The sequence below is a fragment of the Ruegeria sp. YTSC230 genome (assembly GCF_059609665.1).
Genome location: NZ_JBXWMC010000005.1, coordinates 40202 through 50867, shown reverse-complemented (window position 1 = coordinate 50867; position 10666 = coordinate 40202). Strand labels below are relative to the sequence as shown.

8 protein-coding genes are annotated in these 10666 nt (G+C 56.2%); 7 read left to right on the top strand and 1 reads right to left on the bottom strand.

Annotated features, from left to right (window positions below):
• Positions 1 to 123 precede the first annotated feature (123 nt).
• The 7 genes from AC2FD9_RS11310 (at position 124) to AC2FD9_RS11280 (ending at position 9645) form a co-directional block, all read left to right on the top strand.
• Positions 124 to 1347 (top strand): lytic murein transglycosylase, encoded by a 1224-nt coding sequence (locus AC2FD9_RS11310; protein WP_496836919.1) that lies wholly within the window; start codon positions 124 to 126, stop codon positions 1345 to 1347.
• A gap of 404 nt (positions 1348 to 1751) precedes the next feature.
• Positions 1752 to 3380 (top strand): peptide ABC transporter substrate-binding protein, encoded by a 1629-nt coding sequence (locus tag AC2FD9_RS11305; protein WP_496836917.1) that lies wholly within the window; start codon positions 1752 to 1754, stop codon positions 3378 to 3380.
• A 65-nt stretch (positions 3381 to 3445) separates the two neighbouring features.
• Positions 3446 to 4369 carry an oligopeptide ABC transporter permease OppB gene (gene oppB / locus AC2FD9_RS11300; RefSeq protein ID WP_058277210.1) on the top strand — a complete coding sequence of 308 codons (924 nt, stop codon included), beginning with the start codon at positions 3446 to 3448 and terminating at the stop codon, positions 4367 to 4369.
• 10 nt (positions 4370 to 4379) lie between these two features.
• Positions 4380 to 5309 (top strand): ABC transporter permease subunit, encoded by a 930-nt coding sequence (locus AC2FD9_RS11295; protein WP_058274595.1) that lies wholly within the window; start codon positions 4380 to 4382, stop codon positions 5307 to 5309.
• Between the two features lies 1 nt (position 5310).
• Positions 5311 to 7116, top strand: coding sequence for an ABC transporter ATP-binding protein (locus AC2FD9_RS11290; RefSeq protein ID WP_282119485.1), 1806 nt, complete (start codon positions 5311 to 5313; stop codon positions 7114 to 7116).
• Positions 7117 to 7427: 311 nt separating this feature from the next.
• On the top strand, positions 7428 to 8321 hold the full coding sequence (gene galU, locus AC2FD9_RS11285; protein WP_282169450.1) for a UTP--glucose-1-phosphate uridylyltransferase GalU: 894 nt from the start codon (positions 7428 to 7430) through the stop codon (positions 8319 to 8321).
• A 247-nt stretch (positions 8322 to 8568) separates the two neighbouring features.
• Positions 8569 to 9645 carry a DUF2793 domain-containing protein gene (locus AC2FD9_RS11280; RefSeq protein ID WP_496836913.1) on the top strand — a complete coding sequence of 359 codons (1077 nt, stop codon included), beginning with the start codon at positions 8569 to 8571 and terminating at the stop codon, positions 9643 to 9645.
• A 33-nt stretch (positions 9646 to 9678) separates the two neighbouring features.
• Here the strand turns inward: AC2FD9_RS11280 and fcl are convergent, their stop codons facing one another.
• Positions 9679 to 10656 carry a GDP-L-fucose synthase gene (fcl, locus tag AC2FD9_RS11275; protein WP_496836911.1) on the bottom strand — a complete coding sequence of 326 codons (978 nt, stop codon included), beginning with the start codon at positions 10654 to 10656 and terminating at the stop codon, positions 9679 to 9681.
• Positions 10657 to 10666: the final 10 nt, after the last annotated feature.

Genomic DNA, 10666 nt, shown 5'->3' with positions numbered 1-10666 from the left:
AATAGGTCGGTGCTCGGCCGCCGACCCTGATCAACGGTGGGAATAGGCGCAGACAAAACCACGGGAAAACCGCTGTTGACTTGCGGCTTTGACCAAGCCAGACCTTAAGCGATGCGATGGATCATGTTCGTCCTGGGTCTTTGGTGCCTGTCCACAAGTGCAACCGCGCAAGATCGTGCTGCGGTTGAAAGACAATTCCAGTCTTGGCTGCAAGACACCATCTGGCCAAAGGCCAGAGCCAAGGGTGTTTCCAGGCGCACGATGCAACAGGCCTTTGACGGTGTGACGCTGAACTGGAAATTGCCGGATCTGGTGCCTCCGGGGCAACCGATCAAAACCCCGAAACGGCAAAAACAGGCTGAATTTGGCTCCCCGGGTCGATACTTCAACGCGGGCTCCGTTCAGGGCGCGACATCCGTCGGGCGGCAGATGGCCCGGCGACACGCCGCAACCTTGGCGCGCGTCGAGGCCGAAACAGGCGTGCCCGCCCGCATCATTCTGGCCATCTGGGGTCGTGAGAGCGGCTATGGGCAAGTTCCCATTCGACACAACACCTTCCAGGTGCTGGGCACCAAAGGGTTCATGAGTACCCGCGCTGACTATTTTACCAAAGAGCTGATCGCAGCGCTGCAAATCGCCGAAGCGGGCGATGCACCGCCGGGCACAATGAAAAGCAGCTGGGCGGGCGCTTTGGGCCAACCGCAATTCATGCCCTCCAATTTCCTGACCTATGCGGCCGACGGGAACGCGGACGGGAAAGCTGACATTTGGACCTCAGCCGAAGATACAATTGCCTCTATCGGGAACTATCTGGCGCAGCATAGCTGGAGGGCCGGGCGCGATTGGGGGTTCGAAGTCGTTGTTCCTGACACCATATCCTGCGCGCTGGAAGGTCCTGACCAAGGCAGACCCATTCGGGACTGGGCCGCAATGGGAATTGCGCGCGTGTCAGGCAAGCCGTTTCCAAAACATGAACTGGCCGGAGATGGGTATTTGATGATGCCCGCCGGGCGGAACGGCCCTGCCTTTGTCGTCACGCCGAACTTCTATGTCCTCAAGGAATACAACAAAAGCGATCTGTATGCCTTGTTCGTTGGACACGTCGGAGACCGCATTCAATATGGCGTTGGCAATTTTTCTGGTCGCTGGGGCAAGATCGACGCCATGTACCGATCCGATATCGCTGCCATGCAGCGCACACTGGAACAACAAGGGCACGACGTCGGAGGGGCGGATGGCCTACCCGGGTTCAAAACCCGTCGTTCGATCGGACGCTGGCAAGAATCGATCGGCCAAGCTCCTACCTGCTTTCCTGATGCGAGAATGAAGGCCAGCCTGAAACAGTAGCGATTCGCCCTGATCCAGATACCCCTCAGCTGTTTGACCCGACGGAAACAACCAAACGAAAATCGGCACCCTTCACAAAAATGTCACGAAGCCTCCGAGTTTCAACATAAAATTTCCACTGCACCCCCGTTTCCATTCACATTCCACCTCTGGTTGCCCAATTTTAAGGCAAAGGCTTTAACCTTTTTTGAAATAATGCCACGTTCGACATCAGTGAAAGGCGACTTTTGCAAACACGTTCCCGACTGCAAACCGAAAGACTGCGACGCGGTGTTCATTGCGATCTGAAAAAGCAAAATTCGAACCAGTCCCGGTCTCTTTCTGGGTCGGACAAACATGGTGGCCCTCAGCCATCCTGAAGGGATGCGCGTGGGTTGCTGAATAAAAAACGGGAGTTGAAAAACATGAACAAGTATATTTGTACATCTCTTGCGGGGCTGTTGACCTCGACCATGATCACCGGTGCTGCATTTGCCGCCGGAACCCATCCGACTACCGGCGAAGCGTTGGCGGATGACCAGACCTTTACCTATCGTATTCTGGACGAACACAGCTCGGTTGATCCTCAAGTTGTTGAAGATGTTTCCGGCGCCGAGATCGTGCGTGACCTGTTCGAAGGCCTGATGAACCAGGACGAAGACGGCAATCTGGTCCCCGGTGTAGCCACCGGTTACACCACCAACGACTCTAAAGACGTTTACACCTTTACCCTGCGCGACGATGCGAAGTGGTCGAATGGTGATCCGGTAACCGCCAGCGATTTTGTTTTCGCCTGGAAACGTGCCGTCGATCCCGCCCTTTCCTCGCCCTATGCATGGTTCATGGAACTGATGTCGATCGAGAACGCATCTGAAATCATCGCAGGTGACAAATCGGTTGACGACTTGGGCGTTAAAGCCATCGACGACCACACGCTTGAAGTGACGCTCAGCGCACCGCTGCCGTACTTCCCGCAAATGACCACACACTCGACCACTTTCCCTGCCCCGCAGAAAGTCATCGAAGAGTTTGGCGACGCCTGGACCAAGCCTGAAAACATCGTATCGAACGGTGCATACGTCCTGACCGAACATCTGCCACAGGAACGTTCGGTTCGTGAACGGAACGAAAACTACTGGGACAACGACAACACGATCATCGAAAAAGTCGTGGCACTGGTCATCAACGACGAAAACGTCGCGCTGACCCGTTACCTGGCAGGTGAGCTGGACCGCACAGAAGTTCCCGCAGGTCAGTTCCCACGCTTGCAAAAAGAGCACCCGGAAGAAGCAATCAGCTTCCCGCGCCTGTGTAACTATTATTACACGTTCAACTTGTCCGATGGTGGCCCCGAAGCCTTCAAGGACCCGAACGTCCGTCAGGCGCTGTCCCTGGCAGTTGATCGTAAGATCATCACCGAGAACATCATGGCAGGTGGGCAGCCGCAGGCTTATACCTTTGCCCCGGCAGCAACCGCTGGCTTTGACGTTCCAGACGTAGAAATGGCGTCCATGTCGCAGGCCGAGCGCGACGAACTGGCCAAGGAACTGCTAGCCGCAGCTGGTTATGGTCCCGACAACCCACTGAGCTTTGAGATGGTTTACAACACCTCGGAAGCGCACAAAAAAGTTGCCGTGGCCCTGAGCCAGATGTGGAAGCAAAAGCTGGGCGTAAGTGCCGAGCTGGCCAACATGGAATGGAAAATCTTCCTGGAAGAGCGTGGCAATCAGAACTTCGATATGGCACGCGGCGCATGGTGTGGCGACTATAACGAAGCCTCGACCTTCCTCGATCTGCTACAGTCGGATTCCGGCTATAACGACGGCAAGTACAACAACGCCCGCGTTGATGAACTGCTGTCCGAAGCCAAAACCTCTGACGATGCCGCTCCTCTCTACACTGAGGTCGAGCGTATCATCGCGCAAGAGACGCCTGTTATCCCTATCTATCACTATGCTGGCGTCTACATGATGGACAGCGATGTCGGTAACTGGCCGGTCAAAAACGTAGAGCAGAACTGGTATTCCAAGAACCTCTACAAAACCGCCGAATAATCTTCCTTAGACCAAGCTTTGCCCCGGAGTTCTTTCCGGGGCAAAGCCAATAATGGGGGCATGAAATGCTTGCCTATATCGTCCGGCGATTGCTGATCGCCGTCCCAACGATCCTTTTGCTGATCGTTGCAAGTTTCTTTCTGATGCACTTCGCACCAGGTGGACCATTCACCTCCGAACGGCCACTGCCACCCGCTGTGCTGGCCAATATCGAGGCGCGGTACGGTTTGGACCAACCGCTGTGGAAACAGCTGTGGGACTATCTGTACAACATCGTCGTGCATTTTGATTTCGGCCCGTCCTTTAAGTTCAAGGACCGGGACGTGAATGACATCATCGCGCAGGGTTTCCCGATCTCGCTGACCTACGGTTCGCTTTCCTTCCTGGTGGCAACAACCGTCGGAGTCGCGCTGGGGATTGCCGCGGCGATCAAGCACAACAGCTGGATCGACTATTTCGCTGTTGGCTTGGGTATCGCAGCGCAGGCGCTGCCGAACTTCATCATGGGTCCGATCCTGATCCTGACCTTCACCTTGTGGCTGGGATGGCTGCCGGGCGGTGGCTGGAATGGCGGCCAGTGGCCGTACCTGATCATGCCCGTTATCGCGCTTGCGACCTCATACATGGGGTCCATTGCGCGAATCACGCGGTCATCGATGCTTGAAGTTCTGAACTCGAACTTCATCCGCACGGCTCGCGCCAAGGGTCTGCCGACAAGAACCGTGATCTGGCGCCATGCCCTGAAACCAACCTTGCTGCCCGTCGTGTCTTATCTGGGTCCGGTTTTCGTCTACGTACTGACGGGTTCGGTCTTTGTGGACATCTATTTTTCGACCGGTGGGCTGGGGCAGGCCTATGTGGGGTCCGCGCTATCGCGTGATTACGCGGTGCTGTTGGGTGTCACGATCCTATATGGCGTCCTGACCGTACTCGTAAACCTGCTGACCGACCTGGCCTATGCCTGGTTCGATCCGAAAATCCGTTACTGAGGGGCTGGCAATGCTTGGTAAATCACAAAAAGCCGCCCACCTGGCCGAAGACATCACCGATTACACGGTCATTCAGGGGCGTTCACTGTGGCAGGACGCACGGATGCGTTTTGTTCGCAACAAGGCCGCCATGGCGAGTCTGTTCATTCTGGCGATGATCGTTTTGTTCACGATCATTGGCCCCTACTTTGCCGTTTGGAGCAACGAGGAAATCGACTGGAACGTCATGGGCGACGTACGCGGCATGGGAATGCCGTCCGCAGAGACTGGACATTTCTTCGGCGTCGACGATCTGGGGCGCGATCTATACAGCCGCATCATTCAGGCGACGACGACATCGCTGCTGGTGGGTCTGATCGGTGCCGCGACCGCCCTGATCGTCGGTACATGCTACGGTATTGCCGCAGGGTATATCGGTGGCCGTACCGACGGTGTGATGATGCGCTTCGTCGATATCCTGCTGGCCATTCCGGCAACTCTGGTCATCATCCTGCTGCTGGTTGTCGCGGGTCGATCATTCGTCATGCTGTTCATCGCACTTGGTGCGGTTGGTTGGCTGACGATGGCACGAATTGTACGGGGGCAAACCCTGACCCTGAAGAACCGAGAGTTTATCGAGGCCGCACGTGCAGCTGGGGTCAGCGAATTCACCATCATGTATCGCCATATCCTGCCCAACCTTCTTGGCGTGGTGATTGTGTATGCTTCGCTTCTGGTGCCTGAGATGATCCTGACCGAAAGTTTCATTTCGTTTCTCGGCCTTGGGATTTCCGAACCCTATACCTCTCTGGGTCGATTGATCGCCGAAGGGGCCGGGACGATGGGCTATGGCACACTGTGGCAGTTGTTGTTCCCACTGACATTCTACGTCGCAATCATCATCACCATGTTCTTCATAGGTGATGGCTTGCGCGACGCTCTGGACCCGAAGGATCGCTGATATGAGCCTGTTTTCCGTAAAAGACCTGAGCGTCCAGTTCAACACCGCCGACGGTGTTGTAGAGGCCGTCAAAGGCATCAGTTTTGACATCAATCCAGGCGAATGCCTGGGCATCGTGGGCGAAAGTGGGTCCGGCAAAAGCCAGACATTCATGGCCGCGATGGGCCTGCTGCCACCTGCCGGGCAGGCAACCGGTTCCGCCATGCTGAACGGTCAGGAAATTCTGAACCTGCCGGTCAACAAGCTGAACCAGATCCGTGGCGACGATGTCGGCATGATCTTTCAGGATCCCCTGACGGCCCTGACCCCGCACCTGCGGATCGGTCAGCAGATGCGCGAAGTTCTGCAGGTTCACGAGGGGCTGCAAGGATCGGCTGCTCGGGCGCGCTGTCTTGAATGGCTCGAACGTGTGCGCATCCCTGAGGCTAAACGGCGTCTGGATCAGTATCCACATGAGCTGTCGGGCGGCATGCGCCAGCGGGTCATGATTGCAATGTCCATGTTGTGTAATCCAAAGCTGTTGATCGCGGATGAACCGACAACGGCGCTGGATGTGACCGTTCAGGCAGACATTCTGGACCTGATGGTACGCCTGCAAAAGGACGAAGGCACCGCGATTGCGCTGATTACCCATGACATGGGTGTCGTGGCCCGAATGTGCGATCGCGTTCAGGTCATGCGGCTGGGTCAATTCGTTGAGGCCGGCGAGACGCGTGAAATCTTCCGGGCGCCCAAACACGACTACACCAAGACTTTGCTGGCCGCGATGCCCCGCATCGACGCCGGTGACGCACCCAAGGCGCTGGAAAAAGTCGATGAGCCGCTGCTGAAAGTCGACGACGTCAAAGTGCACTTCCCAATCCACGTCTCGGGCGGTTTGTTCGGGCACAAAGTACCTTTGAAAGCCGTCGATGGTGTCAGTTTTGACATCCGCAAGGGCGAAACATTGGGAGTCGTGGGCGAGTCTGGTTGCGGAAAGTCCACTCTGGCACGGGCCGTCCTGCAGTTGATCGAACCCAGTGCGGGAAATGTCAGTTGGCTGGGTCATCCCATTGTTGGACTTAGGAGGTCCGAGTTGAACAAGTACCGCAAGGACTTGCAAATCGTGTTCCAGGACCCGCTGGCCAGCCTCGATCCGCGGATGACCATCTCTGCCTCAATTGCGGAACCGCTGAAGACCTATCGCCCTGACCTGACTGAGCGGGAGCGCAAGAAGCTGGTCGCCGAAATGATGGAACGGGTCGGCCTGAAGGCCAACATGATCAACCGCTATCCGCACGAGCTTTCGGGCGGTCAGAACCAGCGCGTCGGCATTGCACGGGCGATGATCAACAAACCCAAGCTGATCATCTGCGACGAAGCAGTGTCCGCGCTGGACGTGTCAATTCAGGCGCAGATCGTGGAATTGCTGCGCGAGTTGCAGCAGGAGTTCGGTCTGTCGATGATCTTCATCAGTCACGACCTGTCGGTTGTACGAGCGGTATCTAACCGGATCATGGTGCTGTATCTGGGCCGGATCGTGGAACTGGGCGACGGAGAAGTGATCTGTTCTGATCCGATCCACCCCTACACCAAATCGCTGATCTCGGCCGTGCCAATTCCGGACCCGGACGTGGAGCGCAGCCGCACGCGCCTGAAACTGCCGGGCGAACTGCCCTCACCGATGGATCCGAAAGCCGCGTTGCGTTTCCTCCCAAGTCGTTTGGCGGCCGGTGAGAATGACTATGTTCCTCTGTTGAGTGAAGTGAAGCCTAATCATTTTGTGGCCGAGCACGACCCGCTCGAGGCGATCATGGCAAAGGCATAAACCCGCCTGCTCCGAAGCAATTCACAGCCTTCGGGGCAGGTTCGTTTTTTGGGTGTTTCAGCGACTCCGTTTGTCTCCACATTGCATCCAATATGCACATTTTTATCCATTTTAACCCTAAACTGGCAACCTCTAAGGCTATGTCATAGCCAGCATGTGCAGAGCATTTTGACTTCCGATTTCAACGGTGGCACGATCTCTCCAAGTTGACCGACTTTGCCTAATTGCGTTGATTGTTCTAATCGCGCGCAATATGAGGTGGCGTCGACAAAACACTTTCATACGGACAAGACTTTTTGCTGAGAGGTAGCATGGCACGTAAGGTCACAAAGGCGGTTTTTCCGGTTGCGGGTCTTGGTACTCGCTTTCTGCCCGCGACAAAATCGGTACCTAAGGAAATTATGACCCTGGTCGATCGCCCGCTGGTTCAATACGCAATCGACGAAGCTCGGGCGGCCGGGATTACCGAATTCATTTTTGTAACGTCCCGCGGAAAGTCAGCGCTTGAGGACTATTTTGACCACAACCAAATCCTTGAACAAACGCTTAAGGAAAAAGGCAAAGACGACCTGTTGGAAACGCTAAATGCGACCAACATGGAAAGCGGGGCTATCGCCTATATCCGGCAACACAAAGCTTTGGGTTTGGGTCACGCCGTGTGGTGCGCACGCCGCCTGATTGGAGACGAACCATTTGCGGTCATGCTGCCCGACGACGTCATCGCAGGGGAAAAGCCCTGCTTGCAGCAGATGATAGAAGCCTATGAGGAAACTGGCGGCAATATGGTTGCCACCATGGAAGTTCCCCCGGAAAAGACAAGCTCTTACGGCGTTTTGGATGTGGGCGATAACATCGGAACAGCGGTGCGCGCGCGCGGCATGGTCGAGAAACCGAAACCCGAGGAAGCACCGTCCAATCTGGCAGTAATCGGTCGTTACATTCTGCGCCCATCGGTTCTGTACAACCTTAATCAGAACAAGCTGGGCAGTGGCGGCGAGATTCAACTGACGGACGCAATCGCCGAAGACATCAGAAACGGTGTCCCGGTTTTCGGATACAAATTCGACGGCCAGCGGTTTGACTGCGGGTCCAAAGCGGGCTTCCTGCAGGCAACAGTCGCGTTTGCGCTGGCGCGCGATGACCTTCGAGAGGATTTGCAAAAATACCTGCACGACGTTGTCGCCACGGGTCAGGCAGCCCAGTAACCAGGGATTGTGGCCTCGAAAACGAGGTAAACGGTATCGAATTAAGGGCAAACTGCAGGCATTGCAGTTTGTTTTTTTCTTTCGGTGTGGATCAAAAGCCCTGGGGTGATTGGACAGCCCTTCGCTCAGGCAAAATATTGGCACGGCATTAACCGAGCGTTCGTATCGGTCAGGCGGGATTCATGTGAGGCGCGGCAGTCTGGCGCGCAACGCAATTGTCGATCCGACAACCAACGGAGAATCCCCTTTGTCCCAAAATTCGCCCAGATTGAACTTGCCATTCCTGCAACCGTCGCAAGCGCAAAAGCACGTCACGCATAACGAAGCCCTGAGACGCCTTGATCTGGTAGTCCAGCTTTGCATTGAGTCTACTAATGCCTCAACCCCGCCCGCAGTTCCGGCTCAGGGCGAGCTTTATGCCCTTGGGTCGACGCCCTCCGGCGATTGGTCGGATCATGCGGGAGAACTTGCAGCTTGGTTAGACAATGGCTGGCATTTCATAACGCCCAAATCGGGCTGGCGCGCGTGGGACCAAGAGAATAGTCGTCTGACAATTTGGGACGGGTCGGCATGGGTCGGACCCCCGACCACGACGCAGAACCTGCCAGGCGTCGGAATTGCCACCGGGCACGACACGACCAATCGTCTGTCAGTGCGCGCGCCGGCAACCTTGCTAAGCCACGAAGGTGCCGGGCATCAACTGAAGATCAACAAGGCAAATGCCGGTGAAACCGCTTCCCTGTTGTTTCAATCCAATTGGACCGGTCATGCCGAAATGGGCCTGTCCGGTAGCACGGGCTTTTCCATCAAGGTCTCGCCGGATGGGAACAATTGGTTTGAGGCGCTGAGCTTTGATCCAGCGTCCGGGATTGCCTCGGGCTTGGCCGTGCAAAGCAGCGCTGAAGACACAACGGCGGGTCGTCTGATGCGGGCTGACTATGGGTATGGGCCCGGCAACTTAGTGGGGACAGTCACGCAAAGTGGCGGAACCCCGACCGGCGCTGTGATTGAACGAGGAGCCACACCGAGTGGTGATTTCGTCCGGTTTGCTGATGGTACCCAGATTTGCACCGCTTCACTGGATACAACGACCTGCACAAACACCGAAGGTGCACTGTATGCGAGCTCGTCTGCAACATGGGTTTTCCCGGCTGCCTTTGCTACTGGCACCAACACGGCAATCAGCGGCAGTGGGGGCGCGATCACCAGGTTCATGGGCTTTGATGAACCGTCCGAAACTCAGGTCGTGTACAAAGTTCTTTCGTCTGTTTCTGACGCGACGGCTTTACCTCCAATGGCCATAGCAATTGGCCGCTGGTTCTGATCCGCCAGACTGCCCGGATCTGTGTCCGGGCGGTCACTTCGCGCGAAGTTCTGCCTCGGGTTGCTCTAGAAACCAGGCATAGGTTTCGCGAATACCGTCTTCGATCCTGATAGTCGCGCGCCATCCCATGTCGGCCAGCCGGGAAACGTCCATCAGCTTTCGCATGGTACCGTCCGGCTTGCTGACGTCTTGCGTAATCCGCCCGGTGAACCCGGTGATCTTTGCAATCATCGCTGCCAGTTCCGCGATAGAGATATCTTCACCACATCCCACATTGATATGGCTCAGCATGGGTTGGGTATTTGCCTCATATGCAGCACTCGGTAGGTCCATTACGAACAAAGACGCCTCAGCCATGTCGTCAACATGCAGAAACTCGCGCCGGGGCTTACCTGTGCCCCAGATGATAACTTCTTCCAGCCCATTCCGCTGTGCCTCGTGAAATCGGCGGATCAGGGCGGGTAGGACGTGACTGTTTTCAGGGTGAAAATTATCGCCAGGTCCGTACAGGTTTGTCGGCATCACGGAACGATAGTCCACGCCGTGCTGCCGATTGTAGCTTTCACACAGCTTGATTCCGGCAATCTTTGCCACGGCATAGGGTTCGTTTGTCGGCTCTAGCACACCTGTCAGCAGGGCATCTTCGCGCATTGGTTGCGGCACAGCGCGCGGATAGATGCAGGAACTACCCAATTGCAGCAGGTTTTTGACCCCCGCGGCAAACGCCTGATGGATCACGTTGCACTCGATCATCAGGTTTTTGTAAATGAAATCCGCCGGGTAGGTGTTGTTGGCATGGATTCCGCCGACTTTAGCCGCCGCCAGAATGACAACGTCTGGGCACTCGGCCTGCATGAAATCGGCGACAGCGGCCTGATTGGTCAGATCAAGTTCCGCATGGGTCCGTGTTACAAGTTCCAGCGCCTCACCTGATGCCTGACGGTCTTGCAAGCGACGCAGGATTGCGCCGCCGACCATGCCGCGATGCCCGGCGACGTAGATCTTGCGCATGCCCCCCGCC